15 protein-coding genes are annotated in these 15,339 nt (G+C 59.4%); 4 read left to right on the forward strand and 11 right to left on the reverse strand.

The genetic code is table 11. The features are described 5' to 3' along the window. Positions 1-33 precede the first annotated feature (33 nt). Positions 34-747, forward strand: a complete 714-nt coding sequence (locus BLW69_RS18915) for a GntR family transcriptional regulator (RefSeq protein ID WP_162759444.1) — start codon at positions 34-36, stop codon at positions 745-747. Positions 748-783: 36 nt separating this feature from the next. Here the strand turns inward: BLW69_RS18915 and mnhG are convergent, their stop codons facing one another. From mnhG to BLW69_RS18945, 6 genes are read right to left on the reverse strand one after another with little or no spacing between them, the layout of a single operon-like run. Beyond that, complete coding sequence (gene mnhG, locus BLW69_RS18920) at positions 784-1,152, reverse strand: monovalent cation/H(+) antiporter subunit G (RefSeq protein ID WP_062459008.1); 369 nt, start codon at positions 1,150-1,152, stop codon at positions 784-786. After that, positions 1,149-1,430: a K+/H+ antiporter subunit F gene (locus tag BLW69_RS18925; protein ID WP_092664196.1), complete on the reverse strand. Its 282-nt coding sequence runs from the start codon at positions 1,428-1,430 to the stop codon at positions 1,149-1,151. Before BLW69_RS18925 ends, mnhG begins: the two co-directional genes overlap by 4 nt. After that, a complete protein-coding gene (locus BLW69_RS18930) occupies positions 1,427-1,903 on the reverse strand; it encodes a Na+/H+ antiporter subunit E (protein ID WP_062459002.1) in 477 nt (158 codons plus the stop codon). Before BLW69_RS18930 ends, BLW69_RS18925 begins: the two co-directional genes overlap by 4 nt. Then, positions 1,903-3,528: a monovalent cation/H+ antiporter subunit D gene (locus BLW69_RS18935; protein WP_062576429.1), complete on the reverse strand. Its 1,626-nt coding sequence runs from the start codon at positions 3,526-3,528 to the stop codon at positions 1,903-1,905. The genes BLW69_RS18930 and BLW69_RS18935 overlap by 1 nt, the downstream gene beginning before the upstream one ends. Further along, entirely contained in the window at positions 3,525-3,863 is a 339-nt protein-coding gene (locus BLW69_RS18940; RefSeq protein ID WP_062458996.1) for a Na+/H+ antiporter subunit C, read from the reverse strand. The genes BLW69_RS18935 and BLW69_RS18940 overlap by 4 nt, the downstream gene beginning before the upstream one ends. After that, positions 3,863-6,784 (reverse strand): monovalent cation/H+ antiporter subunit A, encoded by a 2,922-nt coding sequence (locus BLW69_RS18945; protein ID WP_092664609.1) that lies wholly within the window; start codon positions 6,782-6,784, stop codon positions 3,863-3,865. Before BLW69_RS18945 ends, BLW69_RS18940 begins: the two co-directional genes overlap by 1 nt. A gap of 75 nt (positions 6,785-6,859) precedes the next feature. Here BLW69_RS18945 and BLW69_RS18950 point away from each other — a divergent pair, with 75 nt between their 5' ends. Further along, positions 6,860-7,168: a helix-turn-helix domain-containing protein gene (locus tag BLW69_RS18950; protein WP_062458994.1), complete on the forward strand. Its 309-nt coding sequence runs from the start codon at positions 6,860-6,862 to the stop codon at positions 7,166-7,168. A 92-nt stretch (positions 7,169-7,260) separates the two neighbouring features. Continuing rightward, positions 7,261-7,386 carry a hypothetical protein gene (locus tag BLW69_RS23165; protein WP_256413830.1) on the forward strand — a complete coding sequence of 42 codons (126 nt, stop codon included), beginning with the start codon at positions 7,261-7,263 and terminating at the stop codon, positions 7,384-7,386. 105 nt (positions 7,387-7,491) lie between these two features. Here BLW69_RS23165 and BLW69_RS18955 read toward each other — a convergent pair whose 3' ends face one another. From BLW69_RS18955 to BLW69_RS18975, 5 genes are all read right to left on the reverse strand, one after another. Next, positions 7,492-8,529 (reverse strand): dipeptidase, encoded by a 1,038-nt coding sequence (locus BLW69_RS18955; protein WP_092664198.1) that lies wholly within the window; start codon positions 8,527-8,529, stop codon positions 7,492-7,494. 109 nt (positions 8,530-8,638) lie between these two features. Continuing rightward, positions 8,639-9,997: a lipopolysaccharide biosynthesis protein gene (locus BLW69_RS18960; RefSeq protein ID WP_092664200.1), complete on the reverse strand. Its 1,359-nt coding sequence runs from the start codon at positions 9,995-9,997 to the stop codon at positions 8,639-8,641. Further along, complete coding sequence (locus tag BLW69_RS18965) at positions 9,987-11,066, reverse strand: GNAT family N-acetyltransferase (RefSeq protein ID WP_092664202.1); 1,080 nt, start codon at positions 11,064-11,066, stop codon at positions 9,987-9,989. Before BLW69_RS18965 ends, BLW69_RS18960 begins: the two co-directional genes overlap by 11 nt. Before the next feature lie 64 nt (positions 11,067-11,130). Beyond that, a complete protein-coding gene (locus BLW69_RS18970; protein WP_092664204.1) occupies positions 11,131-12,066 on the reverse strand; it encodes a cupin domain-containing protein in 936 nt (311 codons plus the stop codon). 229 nt (positions 12,067-12,295) lie between these two features. Then, a complete protein-coding gene (locus tag BLW69_RS18975; RefSeq protein WP_062458979.1) occupies positions 12,296-13,831 on the reverse strand; it encodes a GumC family protein in 1,536 nt (511 codons plus the stop codon). Positions 13,832-14,039: 208 nt separating this feature from the next. On the opposite strand from BLW69_RS18975, the gene BLW69_RS18980 reads away from it, so the two are divergent. Beyond that, complete coding sequence (locus BLW69_RS18980; RefSeq protein WP_092664206.1) at positions 14,040-15,335, forward strand: O-antigen ligase family protein; 1,296 nt, start codon at positions 14,040-14,042, stop codon at positions 15,333-15,335. Positions 15,336-15,339: the final 4 nt, after the last annotated feature.

The raw sequence follows: 15,339 nt of genomic DNA on the forward strand, positions 1-15,339 counted from the left end.
ATGATCCGCTCCGGGAAGGAAGGGACCGTAGGAATGGATGCAAAACCACGATCCTCGTTGGGCGCAAGGGTGACCGAGAGGCTGAGACGAGCCATCATCGATGGCGAGCTCGAGTTGGGTGACGCACTTTCGGAAGACAAGCTGGCGACCACTCTCGGCGTCAGTCGGAGCCCGGTGAAAGAAGCCTTCGCAACGCTCGAACAGCAGGGCCTCATCGATGTGCGTCCGCAAAGGGGAAGTTTCGTCTTTCTGCCGACTCGCGAAGATACGGAAAACCTGTGCGAATTTCGCAGGACGATCGAGATCGAGGCAGTTCGCCTCGCCATGTCGCGTCGTCGCGGTGAAACATTGAAGGCGATGCGGGCAGCTGCCGAAGACATGATGGCGGCGTGCGAGGCGGGCGACAACCATCGATCCGCCCGCGCTGATGATCATTTCCACGATGCATCTCTGGAGAATTGCGGCAACCCGTATCTGTTCAACGCCTACCAGCTCGTGTCGAGCAAGGTCGCGGCACTTCGATCGCACCGTTCCACGCTGCCCACGCGCAAAAACGCGAGTGCTGAACATATCGCCATCGTGGAGCTTCTGGAAAGCAATCGGATCACCGAAGGACTGGACATGCTAGGGACCCATGTCCTGATGATGGCGGTTCGGTACGGTATTGAGGAAGAGCCGCTACGACTTCCCGGTGGACGAGCCGCACGCAGCGCGAAACTTGACCATATCGGCCTTCTGCCGGACTAATCCCGCAACCGGACCGGACCACAGGACAGATCCGTCTCAATCGTTGTTTACGATATCGGCGCGGTGTTTCTCCGGCACGCCTTTCGTCTTCTCAACTCTGTCTCGATGCAGCGCGGCGCGTGCGAGGAGAAGGAAGGTGGCCGGCGTCGTAACCGTGACGAAGATCCCGATGAGGATCTCGTGCATCATTGGTCGACCTGATGTCACGGAGAAAAAGATCATCGATGCGACCATGACGCCGCCCACACCCCAGCTGGTGCCGAGGGTTGGCGCATGGATGCGCTCGTAAAACGTCGGCAGCCGGAGAAAGCCGATCGCGCCGATCAGCGCCAGCGCCGCACCGACAAGCAGGAATACCGCGACCGCGATGGCGGCCCAGAGCGGCAGATCAGTGGCTTCACTCATTCGATCACCTCACCCCGCATCAGAAATTTGGCGAGCGCAACGGTTGCCACGAAACCCAGCATGCCGATCACCAGCGCCGCTTCGAAATAGATGACCCGACCCGTGCCGATCCCGAACGTGACAAGCATCAGCATCGCGTTGATGTAGAGCGCGTCCAGTGCAATGATCCTGTCCTGCGCCCGCGGGCCGCCGAACATGCGCACAGAGGCGATAGCCATGGCCGCAGCCAGCATCAATTGTGCGACAGCCACAGCTGTGAAGACGATGATGGCACTCATACGAAGATCTCCATCAAGAGCTTTTCATAGCGGTTCTTGACCATATCGCGCCACTTCGCCTCGTCGTCGAGATCGAGGACATGCAACAGCACGGTATTGTCATTGGAATCGTATTCCAGCCAGGCTGAGCCGGGCGTGCTCGTCAGAACGATCGCGAGCACCGCCAGCGAGAAATGGTTGTGCGTCTGCAGCTGGATCGTCAGGAAGGCCGGATTATGCCGCCGCGAACCGCTCCTCAGGATGACTGCGGCAACCTGCGCGTTCGACTTTGCAACGTCGTAGAGCACCATCCCCAATAGCTTCGGGAGAAGGTACCATTTGCCGAGTCTCGGCTTTTCCGGTCTCAGGGAAGCCATAGCCCAGCAGGCGAAGACTGCGACCATTGTGCCGATAATCAGGTGGCCGAGCGTGAACCCGTTCAGCAGCAGCCACATGAGGACCAGGAAGACGGCAAGGATCGGGAAGGGAAACATCAATCGCCTCCCTGTCCGTTGCTGTCGGCGACGCCCTTCAGGACTGTCGCGTTTCTGACGGCGTTGATGTAATTTTCCGGGCTGGCGAGGGTCCGTATCGTCGTGTCCATGTACTGCATCGCGGGTCCAGCCTGAACCGTCAGCACAAGGGTAAGGCTCAGAAGGAACATGACTGGTACGATCTCGATGACCAGCACCCGCGGCACGGTGCCCTCGATCGAGCTCCAGAACGTCCTGATGCCAACACGCGTCATCGCGATAAGCGCTGCGACGCCTGACAGGATGACGAGAACGATGAGCGTCCAGACCGCAGCAGTCGGCGGCACGCCAATGGCGCCGGTGCCCATCATCGCGGACAACATCGCGAATTTGGCGATAAAGCCAGACAGTGGCGGCAGACCGGACAGAAGGATCGCACAGGCTGCAAAGCATATGCCGAGGATCGCCATCGTCCCGGGCATCGTGACCCCGTCGCCCTCTTGCGGCTCATCGTCGTCGGCGTCGCCGTAAGCTTCCATCGTCACGGTGAGGACGCTAGCGCCCGCATCCTGACCACGCTCGACAAGTTCGATCAGCATGAAGAAGGCGCTGATCGTCAGGGTCGAGCTCACGAGATAGAGGAGTGCGCCGGACGAGACCGCACCATCGTTGATGCCGAGCACCATCAGAAGCGTGCCGGACGACACCAGAACCGAATATCCGGCCAACCGGCCCAAGGCCTGCGACGCGAGCACGCCGATCGTTCCAAACACCACTGTCGCGATACCGCCGATGAGCAGGAATGTCGATCCGAACCCGGCCGATGGCCCGGTTTCAAACAGCAGCATGATCAGCCGCAAGATGACATAGATGCCGAGCTTGCTGAGGATCGCGAAAACGCCCGCGACGGGTGCCGAAGCGGCGCTATAGGCGGTCGGAAGCCAGAAGCAGAGCGGCCACATGCCGGCCTTGATGAGAAATGCGATCCCAAGCACGCCGGCGCCGGCTTCCATCAGCATGCGTCGGTCCGGCTCGATCTGCGGAATGCGCGCTGCAAGGTCGGCCATATTCAGCGTGCCGGCTGTTCCGTAAATCAGGCTGACACCGATCAGGAAGAGAAGTGCGGCCGCAAGATTGACGGCGATGTAATGGAGGCCGGCCTTCACCCGCAGCGGACCCGAGCCGTGGAGAAGCAGACCATAGGATGCAGCCAGCATCACCTCGAAGAAAACAAAGAGGTTGAAGAGATCGCCGGTGAGGAATGCACCATCCACCCCCATCAGCAGCAGCTGGAACATGGTGTGGAAATGGGCGCCGACCGTATGCCAGCGGGCCATCGAATAGACGAGCGACGCAAGCGCCACCAGCGCCGTCAGAAGCAGCATCATCGCCGACAGCCCGTCGAGCACCAGCACGATCCCGAACGGGGCTGCCCAGTTGCCGAGCAGGTAGACGCCTTCGAAATCGCTCGGACCGCTCTCGATACGAAACAGCACGAACGAAACGCAGACGAGGATCACCACCGACGTCAGGCTGACCATCGCCTTGGCAACGCGCTGTCGTTCGTCGATGAACAACAGCACTGCCGCCGCAAGCAGCGGGACCAGGATCGGTGCTATGATGAGGTGATGCGCCCAGCCGTTCATGACGGGTCGCTCCTGCCGTCAACGTGGTCGGAGCCGGTCAGGCCGCGGGAGGCGAGCAGCACGACCAGAAACAGTGCCGTCGTGGCAAAGCCGATAACGATTGCCGTCAGCACAAGTGCCTGGGGCACCGGATCCGCAAGGCTTGCGGTGGCCGTGCCGTCCACGAGAACCGGCGGCACATTCGTCTTCACCCCGCCGACGCTGAAGATGAACAGGTTGACGGCATAGGCCAAAAGGGAAAGCCCGACGATGACCTGATAGGTCCGTGGGCGCAGGATGAGCCACACGCCGCAAAAGGTCATGACGCCGATGGCGATGGAGAGAATGATTTCCATCAGGTTTCCTTCGTCTTTGCTGCATCGATTGCCCGCAGGCGATTGATGCGGATCGACTGGTGCGCCAACGCCACCATGATCAGAACCGTCGAGCCAACGACGAGCGAGAAGACGCCGAGATCAAACAGCAATGCCGTTGCCGCCGGCATTTTTCCGACAAGCGGGAGCTCGATATATTGGAAGTGCGAGGTGAGGAACGGGTAGCCGAAAGCCCAGGCTCCAATACCCGTTAAGGCGGCAGTCAGAAGACCAGCACCCATCCAGCGCAGCGGCAGAATTCGGATCCGATCTTCTGCCCAGCGTGTTCCGCCGGCCAGATACTGCAGCAGGAAGGCGAGCGACAGCGTCAGGCCTGCCGAGAACCCGCCGCCCGGCATGTCGTGACCACGCAGGAACAGATAGACAGCGAACATGATGATGACAGGGAAGAGCCACTGCATGATGACCGACGGGATCAGCATGTAGTCCCGAGCCGTATCGCCCGCAGACCGATCCGGCCGTTCTTCGTCGAAGCGGTTCTGTGCCCGCTGCTGCTCCGGCATTGCCATCGTGTCGTCGGCCGGCCTGAAACGGCGCAGCAGCGCATAGACGGTGAGCGCCACGACGCCGAGAACTGCGATTTCGCCAAACGTATCGAAGCCGCGGAAGTCCACCAGGATCACGTTGACGACGTTGCGGCCTCCGCCCTGCGAATAGGCGTTTTCCAGGAAGTAAGTAGCGATAGCGTCCGGCACCGGCATCGTCATCACCGCATAGGATATGAAGGTCATGCCGACACCGCAGAAAACGGCGAGCGCAAGATCTCGGAAGCGTCTCAGCCGGGCGCGGACGGTAATTGGTGCATCGTTGATTTCGTTCCGCTTCGGCAACCAGCGCAGGCCGAGAAGGATCAGTACCGTCGTGATGATCTCGACCAGAAGCTGCGTGATCGCGAGATCAGGCGCCGACAACCAAACGAACGTGACGCAGACGATCAGCCCGACGCCGCCAAGCATGACGAGCGCCGCCAAACGGTGATATTTCGCAAGAAACGCGGTGCCGAGCGCCAGACAAATACCAATCAGCCAGATGGCCGCGAAGGCCTTGTCGACCCCGGAGAACACGAACGGCCGCGGCTCGAACCCGGAGAGCCAGAGCGGCAGGAGACCTGCGACAAAGCCGGTGAACACGACCCAGCGCAACTGCGGCTGCAGCTTGCGGGTACCGATCCGCCGCTCCGCGAGCCTTGCCCAGCGCCATGAGACTTCGACGAGGATACGCTCGAAGATGCGCTGTCCGCGGAAGCGTCTGAACACGGGCGCACCGTCTTTGCACTGCGCAAGATAATTTCGAAGGAGGATGTAGATCAGCGCGCCGGCGACAAGAGCAACGATGCTCATAACGAGCGGAAGGTTGAAGCCGTGCCAGATCGAAAGGCTGTATTCAGGCGTATCCGGCCCGAGTACGCCCATCGCGGCCGCCTGCAGGATCGGTCCAACGGCGATCGCCGGAATGACGCCGACGACCAGACACGCGACGACCAGAAGTTCGATCGGGAACAGCATCCAGTGCGGCGGCTCGTGCGGTTTTTCCTTGGGAAGACCAACCGGCTTAGGGCCGAAAAAGACGGTGTGAATGAAACGGAGCGAATAGGCGACGCTGAACGCTCCCGCGAGAGTGGCGACGTAAGGAAGGATGCGGTCCAGGAACGAGTCCGCGTGGGTCTCGACCGCTTCTGCGAAGAACATCTCCTTCGACAGGAAGCCGTTCAGCAGCGGGACCCCGGCCATCGCCGCACTTGCGACCATGGCAAGTGTGCCGGTAATCGGCATGAACCGGAACAGTCCGCTCAATTTTCGCATATCACGCGTACCGGTCTCGTGGTCGATGATACCGGCTGCCATGAACAGCGACGCCTTGAAGGTCGCGTGGTTCAGCATGTGAAAGATCGCAGCGACCGTTGCCAGCGGGCTCCCGAGGCTGAGCAGCGTGGTGATCAGGCCGAGATGGCTGATCGTGGAATAGGCGAGCAGACCCTTCAGATCCTGCTGGAACATCGCGAAGTATGCGCCCAGCAGAAGCGTGATCATGCCGGCCGCACCGACGAGAATGAACCATTCGTAACTGCCGGACAGCGCCGGAGACATGCGCGCCAGGAGAAAGACCCCGGCCTTTACCATGGTCGCAGAATGGAGATAGGCCGATACCGGCGTCGGCGCTGCCATCGCGTTCGGCAGCCAGAAATGGAACGGAAACTGCGCGCTTTTTGTCAGAGCGCCGAGCAGGACGAAGACGAGTGCCGGGACATAGAGGGAATGCGCACGAATGACGTCGCCTGCCTCCAGGATCTTGTCGAGGTCGTAGCTTCCGACGATATTGCCGAGAAGCAGGAGGCCGACGAGAAGGCAGAACCCACCGATGCCGGTCACCGTCAGGGCCATACGCGCACCATCGCGGGCAGCGGAACTGTTGTGCCAGTAACTGATCAACAGGAACGAGAAGATGCTCGTCAGTTCCCAGAAGATCGAGAGGAGAATGACGTTGCCTGACAGCACGATCCCGAGCATGGCACCCATGAACGCCAGTAGGAACGAGAAGAAGCGCGGAACCGAGTCCTCTTCGGACATGTAGTATCGCGCGTAGATGACGACCAGCAAACCGATGCCGGCGATCAGTAGCGCGAACATCCACGCGAACCCATCAAGTCGCAACTTGAACTCGAGCCCAAGCTGCGGGATCCACTCGAACGTCAGACGGACAACCTGGCCCTCCGTAATCGAAGGGTAGGAGGCAATGACGATCAGAAGGCACGCAAGCGAAACCCCACCGGCGGTCCAGGATGGCAGCACACGCGACGATGTCTTCAGAAAAAATGCCGAAGCAAGACTGCCGACAAACGGCAGAACTAGAAGAACAAGCAGGAAATATGGCCCCAGCGTTATCCCAATGTGTCTGTTCCTCGTGTGTTTCGATGGCCTGAGAGCGCACAATACGCGCCACTAGCAATCTCTCGAAAATTGACCTATATGATTTGTATTGACCAATATGGGCAGAATAGAGCGATGGGTCAAGCCGCGCAAACTTGTATATTGTCTCCAGCGCTTTGCCGGGCGGCCCGAGGGTTCCTCGACTGGACCCAGTCGGACCTTGCCGATCGCTCAGGCGTGTCGCGCAGCACCGTACGCGACTACGAGGGCCAGCGACACGATATTCACAGATCGACCGAGGCTCAGTTGCGCCAGGCGTTCGAAGGCGCGGGCCTTGCATTCGTCGTGACCGAGAATGGAATTGGGATCTGTCCCGGCGAACAGAAGCAAGAGTGCTGAGGCCGCCGATCGGCACCGCAAACCATTTCAGACCCCGGGAACCAAATTCGCGCCAAGAGCTTTCTCCCTACATGTGAGGGAGGGATTATCACATGAAAATTGCTCTGCTTTCCGCATCGTTCGCCGTCGTCAGCCTGGCGGTCGCGGCTTCCTACGTCCTGCCGTCGGGCAGCACCCTGGAACGCGGCCAACCCTACAAATACGCGATGGCACGCTAATGCATCTCTCAGGCGTTTGAGAAACTCGCAACTCGCGCTGGCGTCTGACGCCGGGTCAGATCGCTTTGAACGTTTCGCAATCTTGCGGCGGAGGCTTTGTGCCGCTCACGCAGCCCAGCTTCGGTCCAGCACGCCGATCCAGTTTTCGAATGCGATCTTCGCAATGTCTTCACTAGAGAAGCCATTGTTACGCAGGGCTTCGATCAGGCGCGGAAGGCCGCTTGCATCTTTTAAGTCCGAAGGCACGGTCGTACCGTCGAAATCCGAGCCTAGCGCGACGTGATTGATTCCGATCCGCTCGGCGATATAGGCAACGTGCCGCACAAGCACATCGAGGCTCGTGCTTTCGTCTCTGCGCCCGTCGTCGCGCAAGAACAGGACACCGAAATTGATGCCGACGAGCCCGCCTGTATCTCGGATCGCGTCGAGCTGGCGGTCCGTGAGGTTTCGGCTGTGCGCAGAGAGCGCGTGCGCATTGGAATGGGATGCGACAAGCGGCGCCTTCGAGATTTTTGCAACGTCCCAGAAACCGGCCTCGTTCAAATGCGACAGATCGACCATGATACTGAGGTCGTTGCACGCACGGATCAGGTCTCGTCCGGCGTCACTCAAGCCCGGGCCGATATCCGGCGTTGACGGGAACTTGAACGGAACGCCATAGGCAAATATGTTCGGACGGCTCCAGACGGGACCAAGAGTTCGCAAGCCCGCTTGGTGAAGCACGTAAAGCGCATCGAGATCCCCGGCAATTGCTTCGGCGCCCTCGATATGCATCACAGCGGCAAAGCTGCCCGTTGCAATCGAGCGGCGGAGATCGTCCGCAGTCCGGCAGACCGTGACCCCGCCGTTGGAACGGCGCTCGATATCCAACAGGATCCGGGCCATGGCGATCGTCTGGTTCAGCGCCTCGGGTTGAGCCGGGGTCGGAAAATCGCCGTTCTGGTCCTTTGCCATGGACGGCGACGGCACATAGATGGCGCAGAGACCGCCGGCCAATCCACCCTCGCGGGCTCGCGGCAGATCGATATGACCATCCTTCCGCCCGTCCAGAAAGTCACCGACAGGATCCTTCGCGTCGCTGAGGCGCAGACGCAAGAGCACGTCGTTATGACCGTCGAAAACCGGAACGGGAGAGTTCGTCATCTGTGGAAAAGTCCTGGGGAATCATGATGCGGAAGACTTCTAAATAGGATCTCCCGCTCCGAAATACACCCGCGAGACACAGCGGAAAGAATTCGTTGCAGCCCTTTTATCATGCCCGCCTCAAGAGAAGCCGGAACATCGACGAGTCGAACCCGGTCAGGGCTTTGTCCGCAGTGCGCAAGACGATCGACTGAAGCGCGAAAGCGGCAGCGGTCGTCGCAACGGCGCCCATCACCCCGAAATGCGGGACGAACAGGAAGAAGCCGGCAATCCGCACCACGACGCACACGGCCATGATCTGGAGATAGCGCCCTTCGTGGCCTGCCAGAAGCAGCATGATCACAGAGGGCCTGGTCGTTCCGAGCGCCGCAGTGCCGAGGCAGAGGACCAGCAGTTCCGGGAAATACGCAGCATAGGGTTCGTTGATCAGCAGAAGGGCGAAATAGCCGCCGACCAGAATGCCGATCAGGCCGATCGCGCTGAAGGCAAGGGTTATCCAGGCAAGGCTGTCGAGCATCTTGTTGAGCGCCCGCTGTTCTCCGCGATAGTAGAGCCCCGGGAGATGGCGCGTTCCGAACAGATTGACGGAGTCCGCAGCGGCCGCAAACAGATTGGCGAGGCGAACCGTCACGAAATAGGCCCCTGCGATTACCGGGTCCATCAGATAGCCGATGATGATCACGTCTATGTACTGATTAGTAGCTTCGAGAGACGTCGCGAGCCAGAAGCGGACCGATCGCGGAAGCCATAGCCGGTAGTCCGCAACCGCACGGATACGCTGGAAGTCTGGAAACCGGTGCAGGATGCGTCCGCGGATCAGGTAGAGCTGCAGAAGGAGAGCAAGACCTGCTCCGACCGCCAAGGCCAGGAAGAGATGGGCCGTATCCGGGCGTGTCCCGCTGAAGAGACAGGCGAGCAGATAGAGGACGGGCACGCTCCCGACAATGGCGTTGCCCGCGCCGTCTCCCGAGGCAACGCCGATCTCGGTTCGCACGAGATGCATGCAGATCTGCAGCACGGAGACGATCATCATATAGATGACGCAGGTTATCGCTGTCTGGCCATCGACCAATGCGGAAGCCCAGAAATACAGACCGATCGCGACGATAACGGTGCCGCTGAGCGACAGAAGCAGCGTGAAGTAGAGCGCGCCTTTCAGCTTGGCCGCATTGCCTGCCGCCGTCATCTCGTTCCACATCCGCAGCACGAACGGCTCCTGTCCGGCGGCTGCCACGATGCAGAGCAGCCCCGCTGCGGAGTAGAGGATCGAGTAATGTCCGAACGCTTCGGGATCGAGAAGCCGAGCAGCAAGCGTGATCAGCGTGAAGTTGAGCAACACCATGCCGATCTTGACGCCGACGACGACAGCCATCCCGCCGATATCCGGCCGGCGGATAAGCTCGCCGATCCGAACGGCAAAGGTGCGGTGGGCAGCGGGCGCCACGTGGTCGGATGCATCACCGGACATTGGCGACCCCTTTTCTCAGGAAGTTCTTGAGCGGCTTCGCATGGTGATAAATGGCGGCGACCGCAGCACCCTTGAGTGACAGGGCTACGGTTATATTGCGCATCGTCGTTTCCGTCGGGCGAAAATGCGTTTTGTACCCGGGATCGCCGAGGCAGAGATCCATTACTCTGTGGCCGTCCTGGTGGCGCAGCTGTGCGACGCGGTAAAGGATCTGCATTCCGGCCGAGATTTTCTGATGCTTCTTGATGTCGGATGCAAGCAGCGTTGCGTGAAACTCGCCGTCGCCTGCCAGCCCGAACAGGGCAGCGACAGGTTCTCCAGCGAGATAGCTGACGTAGAGCACAGCTTCTCCTGAAGCCGCCGCTGCGACGGCATAATCACGATAGAGATCGAAATATTCATGTCGATCCAGCAGGTTCTCCGAATAACGCTCCTGTCGCGCCTCCCGAAGGAAGTCGAAGACCGCGCGGATTTCCTGCTCGTGCGTAATGGCTTTGTGCAGGTAGGGGCCGTAGGCTGCTTCCGTCTGTCGGTGCAACCTGCCAAGGTTCTTGGTGAAGTTGCGGTTCATCACCTTTAGGCGCCAATGGTCGAAATCGTCGCCGATATCGAACGCGTAGGCAGAGTTCTCTCCCCGGCTTTCGCGAGCCCCCTTGAACAGACGCTGGATGTCGAAGCCATCGGCACGAACCTTGCGGAACATCAGCAGGTCGGCACCGCGAAGCGTTTCGCGCAACGCCTTTAGAACGGCCGGTGATGCGGCGATCTGCTCGAAACGCTCCGCGTCGCAGACGATCGTGTTGTAGTCGCTGATACCGAAATCCGCAGGCTGGATTATCATCACCCCGGATGAGCGCTGCATCACGAGGGGAAGCACGGCAAGGAGACTGTCGTCGGCTTCGTTGCGGAACGTCACCGTCCGCTGCTTCGCGCCCAGGGAAGGACCGAGGCGCCGGTGCAGCATGTCGAGCCACATCGGCGCCTGAAAGGCAGTGCCCTTCCCTTCCGAATAGAGGCGGCGATATTCCGGCCCTGAAAAATCGAACGTCTCTTCTACGGTGACTTTCATGGATTCAGGGCTTTTCTCGATCGTATTCTGTCGGGGAGTTGGTCTTCGGTAGTTTGTCCTGTTCTCAGGTCAATGCGACCCGACCGCCTTCGGCCGATGCATCAAGCTTGAAATCGCGCTTGACGACGACATCACCCTTTTTCTGCTTCCCAGCCTTCTTCCAGGCAAAAGCAGCCACCGCCTTCGGATAGACATGCAGGCCCGAATTTTCGGTCGACAGGCCCTTCACGCCGAGCGTGCGGCGAAACACGCCGTTGCCATAATGGACCGCGTAGGAATTCCAGATCTGCTTCGTCCAATGCTCCATCGTCACGGAGATGTTCATGCAATCATGGTTCTGTACGCGATGCGGTGCATAAAGCGGCCATGTCACCATTTCTCCCGGATGCAGATCGACAGCCGTCGCGTATTCGTCGAACCACGTCTCGTAGGGCATTTTTTCATCGGTCTCGCGCAGCAGGATCTTCTCCACCTGCATCGGGCGCAGAAACACTTCCGAGCGCGGGTAAAGATAGACACGCTTGCTGCCCTCGATCTGCCAAAGCGACTGGCCCTGGATATCGGCGTGGTAAAAGACGTTAGCGTTGGGAGACGAGACGAGCACTCCGAGATTGCGTTTGAAGGTCTCGAACCCGGGCATGCGGCCTGCGAATTCGGAAAAGATCGTGTCGAGCAAACGGCCATATTCCGGCGCCCAGTCCATCACGCGGCGAATGTTCATCCACATGCGGCCCTTTTCGACTGCAGCGAGTGCCTCAGCGCCCGAAATGCCGTTGCGGACGCCATAAAGTCGCGATGGGTTGGTGATGTCGTCGGACATGGATTCCAGCCCGAACTCGCTATCCGGGCAGCGTTCGATCAACTTGCCAACAGCCTCCCTCGAAAACAGACCCGTTTCAAGGAGGCGATGATTGAGCTTGACGATCTCATTGCCGAACAAACGCGCGTGGCGGTCTTCCCAGTTGGCAATGATGTCCTTGTTCATGAGCATAGAATTCATTGAAATCCACTCCCTAACATCCGTTCGCCACCAAGGGTCGAAAACCGGTCTTGATACTTTCAGGATATCTTCGCTGGAACAGATAAAGCGAAGGGCTGACCTTGCTCTCAGATACAGCACTCCGGCCAGCGATGAGTAAACGCGGGCTTTGTTCTTTCCAAATCGGTTAACATGGAGTGAGGCCGACCATTAAAATCCACCCTATTCTCTCGGGCAGAACTGCGACCCATCAGGCGTCCGGGTTCCACCGATACGAGCGCGGCGCAGGCGATGGCTCGTCCGGGAGCATTGACAACAACGAACCGGTGCGTGGTGCAGGCTTGCGCTCGATCTCTTTCGGATAGTCTTCGTCCAGCGTCTCGGTGCGGGCGTGTTCCGGCCCCCGTTGCGGATGATTGACATCCATCGCGATGCCGAAAGCGAGCACGCCGAGTGCACCCAATGTCAGTCCGACTGCGGCGCCGAAAACGGCCGCCTGCGCGATGCTCGGCGGCCAGCTCCGCTCTCTTGGAGCGATGGGAGCAGAGATTACACGGAGATTGGTCGTATCGAGCTGTTGCCGTTCGGCTGCCATTCGCGCCCGTCCGAGAAAGGCTTCGTAGACTGCGGCTCTCGCAGATGCCTCTCTCGACAATTCCCTCAGACGCACCTGCGCATCGTTATCCGAGAACACACTGGTAGAAACGGTCTTCGATTCACCTTCGAGCTTTTCGACAACGGCCTTTGCCTGATCGTATTCGTTGCGGGCGGCAAGCGTCAGCCGGGACATTTCCCGGGCGATTTCCTGGTCGAGCGACTGCAGCCGCGACTGAACCGCGGCCCTCCTCGGATGCCTTGTACCGAACGTCAGCAACTGCTCGTCGGCTTCCTGCTTGAGGGTCGAATACTGGGCCCGCAGCGCGGCAAGCGTTGCGGACTGCATCGCCAAGGAATCGTTGCCACCAGCAAGCATCTGCTTGTAGCGCGAGTCAGCGGCGATCAGACGTTCGCGAGCCTCGCGCAACTGGGTGTCGACCTGGACCATGGAACGGCTGCTGGAAAGCTCGCCTTGCGAAGAGCGAAGGCCGCTTTCGCGCCGAAATGTTTCGACGGCCTCTTCGGCCTCGATGACACCCTTCTTCAACTCGGTGAGCCGTGCAAGAAGCGAATCTGTCGTTCTCTTGGCGCCGTCAACATCGCCGGCATTGAGTTCGGCCTTGAATTCCTCGATCAGCGCTTGCGAGATCCGAATGGATTTTTCGGCATCCCATGTCCAGACCGACATGAACAGCACGAAGGATTTCTCATCCCGCTGGGCTGCAAGTCTCTTGTTGAGAGATTCCAGCGCGATGATTCTCGGATCGACCGGCGTCGCGGGTCCACCGAAGCTGAACAGGCTAAAACCGCCGGCTGGAACGAATTCGATATCGTTGGTGAGATCGAGCTTTTCGATCACCCGGAGAAGCACGTTGCGCGACAGCAGGGTTTGAAGCTTGCTGTCGGCGTTGAGGAGCAGCGTTTCGCGCATGTCGTTGCGCGAACCCGTCTCTTCGCCCACGATCTGCAGACCGGCGGGATCGATGACGAGTTCGCTCGTCACCGTATAACGCGGCTTGGAAATGACCGTGTAGGAAACTGCAAGTACCAATCCGATGAGGGCAGCTGCGACGATCCAGCGGAATTTTTGGCGCAGCCAATAGGCCAGCCGCCCCAGATCGATCTGAAGGTAGTTTGTCAGCCCTTCAGGTGCGGAGCTGTTCGACCGAGCTGGATATGGAGGCTGCATTCGGTTCACGTCTCACGGCTAATGGCAGAGCACCGGCTCTCTCATTCCACCGCATTTATCACAGCCTGTGCTTAAGATTGTTTTAAGCCAAGCCTGACCGATCGAACGGATAACCTTGCCGACGACCCGCCGCTTAATGCCGGTTTAAGGGTTTCAGGAGTAGGGACTTTGAGGCATTTGGATTAACGGATACGAGGCGGATTTTGAAATGGCGCATCGCTATATCGCACCGGCCATGTTCCTGCTTCTGCTTCTTTCCATGTGGGTGCCGGCCGAAGAGCTGAAGCTGCCCTCCTGGACGGAGCAGGCCCGTTATCTCGTCTTCCTGATGCTCTCCGGCTGGATCGTCGTGGTGGCGTTTATCAAGGTGGGGCTCAGGATCCCCTCCGGCATAGAATGCACCCTGCTTGCAGCGTTCCTGCTCTATGTCAGTTTTTCCGCGGTGTGGGGCGTGCAAAGTGCCGACAGCTACATCAAGGCAATCCTGATCTTCAACGCGCTGGTGACGTCGCTTGCGATCGCCAACACGCTGACGCTCGAACAGTCGCTGCGGGTCATGTTCGCGGCCCTCTCCACCTTCGTTGTCGTCTGCGTTCTGGTCGCGCTGCTGGTCCCTTCGATCGGTGTCGACAGCAGCTGGGAGCATGCGGGAAAGTGGCGCGGCATTGCCGGGCAAAAGAACGGGCTCGCAGCATATGCGGCCTACGCGCTGATCGCGGGCGTTGGTCTTCCCCTGCGCCAACGCGTCACGCCGCTCGCGCAATGGGGCGCGCTTGTCGGTCGTATCGCAATGGTCGGGATCGCCTTGCTCGCGGTCTATATGGCAGGGTCGCGCGGCGGCCAGCTTATTTCAGTTCTGGGCGTCGCATCGATTGTGATTTCCAGACTGCCAAAGCTCCTCCAGAGACTAGCACTGCTCACCGGTCTCCTGTTCGCGATACCGATCATCAATCTCGTCTCGACGACGTTCGTGGTCGATGCCGACAAGATCGGCGTTGCAGGCATCACTGTCGATACCAACAGCCGCATGAAGATCTGGAGCTACGGCTTCCGTGAATTGCAGGGACGCGAGATCTTCGGCTTCGGCCTTGACAGCTTCTGGACTCCGGAACGCCTGACGAGCTTCAAAAGCGTCTATGGCTGGGTGCTCGACAACTTCCACAACGGCTATATCACGCTCATCATCGAAGGCGGCATCGCCGGCTTCCTGCTGTTTCTCGCAGCACTGTCAGCGACCTATCTTCTGCTCGTCGTATCGGTCGGAAATGTCAGAGACAAGTTCATCGGCCTGTCGTTTGCCTACGTCAACATGTACACCGTCAACAACCTCGTCGAGAACGAAATCGGTCGGTCGACGTCTCTCCTGATCTTCATCTTTCTCATCCTTGTCTTCTCGATCAGGCGACAAGTGTACCAGCACTATCCAGGACTTCAAAAAGCAGACGCAGCCTATCTGCATGGCGGCGTCCGAGTTCATCGCGGTCGTTTGCCGGCATCAACGTGAGAAG

This window comes from Rhizobium sp. NFR12, from assembly GCF_900108545.1.
Classification (GTDB): Bacteria; Pseudomonadota; Alphaproteobacteria; order Rhizobiales; family Rhizobiaceae; genus Neorhizobium; species Neorhizobium soli.

Coding starts and splice junctions, on each gene's coding strand:
- BLW69_RS18915 (WP_162759444.1), top strand. CDS start 34: ATGGATGCAAAACCACGATCCTCGTTGGGCGCAAGGGTGACCGAGAGG.
- mnhG (WP_062459008.1), bottom strand. CDS start 1,152: ATGAGTGAAGCCACTGATCTGCCGCTCTGGGCCGCCATCGCGGTCGCG.
- BLW69_RS18925 (WP_092664196.1), bottom strand. CDS start 1,430: ATGAGTGCCATCATCGTCTTCACAGCTGTGGCTGTCGCACAATTGATG.
- BLW69_RS18930 (WP_062459002.1), bottom strand. CDS start 1,903: ATGTTTCCCTTCCCGATCCTTGCCGTCTTCCTGGTCCTCATGTGGCTG.
- BLW69_RS18935 (WP_062576429.1), bottom strand. CDS start 3,528: ATGAACGGCTGGGCGCATCACCTCATCATAGCACCGATCCTGGTCCCG.
- BLW69_RS18940 (WP_062458996.1), bottom strand. CDS start 3,863: ATGGAAATCATTCTCTCCATCGCCATCGGCGTCATGACCTTTTGCGGC.
- BLW69_RS23165 (WP_256413830.1), top strand. CDS start 7,261: ATGAAAATTGCTCTGCTTTCCGCATCGTTCGCCGTCGTCAGCCTGGCG.
- BLW69_RS18955 (WP_092664198.1), bottom strand. CDS start 8,529: ATGACGAACTCTCCCGTTCCGGTTTTCGACGGTCATAACGACGTGCTC.
- BLW69_RS18960 (WP_092664200.1), bottom strand. CDS start 9,997: ATGTCCGGTGATGCATCCGACCACGTGGCGCCCGCTGCCCACCGCACC.
- BLW69_RS18965 (WP_092664202.1), bottom strand. CDS start 11,066: ATGAAAGTCACCGTAGAAGAGACGTTCGATTTTTCAGGGCCGGAATAT.
- BLW69_RS18970 (WP_092664204.1), bottom strand. CDS start 12,066: ATGAATTCTATGCTCATGAACAAGGACATCATTGCCAACTGGGAAGAC.
- BLW69_RS18975 (WP_062458979.1), bottom strand. CDS start 13,831: ATGCAGCCTCCATATCCAGCTCGGTCGAACAGCTCCGCACCTGAAGGG.
- BLW69_RS18980 (WP_092664206.1), top strand. CDS start 14,040: ATGGCGCATCGCTATATCGCACCGGCCATGTTCCTGCTTCTGCTTCTT.